Source organism: Brevibacterium permense (assembly GCF_025506275.1).
GTDB lineage: Bacteria > Actinomycetota > Actinomycetes > Actinomycetales > Brevibacteriaceae > Brevibacterium > Brevibacterium permense_A.
The window spans coordinates 1-495 of the sequence record NZ_QYCP01000044.1 but is presented as its reverse complement, the minus strand read 5'-3'; the positions used below and the strand labels follow the sequence as shown (position 1 = coordinate 495).

General features: G+C 44.4%; 1 protein-coding gene. It reads right to left on the bottom strand.

All coding sequences use genetic code 11. The annotated features are described in order from the left end of the window. Positions 1 to 473: amino acid--tRNA ligase-related protein (locus D3I60_RS01465; RefSeq protein WP_440588547.1), on the bottom strand; the 473-nt coding region annotated here is incomplete at its 3' end. Between the last annotated feature and the right edge of the window lie 22 nt (positions 474 to 495).

Here is a 495-nt window from a genome sequence, read left to right as displayed (position 1 = left end):
GTAATAAAGGTTGGCTGAATCAGATGTGCTTCTGCCACTTCATCAAAGATCTCCGTAACAATACGTCCCAGTCCCCAGCTTTTCTCTACCGTAATACCGATAGATTCAGCTAATGCTTTAGCAGCATCAAAATTATCCAGATCCGCCATATCGGTTTCTGGACGATATTTTTTGATTGCTTCGCGCATGGTGAGTTTTTCAAACGGTTTGCCGAAATCAAACACATGCTCGCCATAAGTGACTTTAGTGGTACCCAGTACCTCTTGTGCCAGGGTGCGGAACAGTGACTCCGTCAGTTCAATCAAATCATGGTAATCCGCATATGCCATGTAGAGTTCCATCATTGTGAACTCAGGATTATGGCGAACAGAAATACCTTCATTACGGAAGTTACGGTTGATTTCGAATACCCGTTCAAAACCGCCTACAACCAGACGTTTCAGATACAGCTCCGGCGCGATACGCAGGTACATATCTAAATCCAGAGCGTTATGA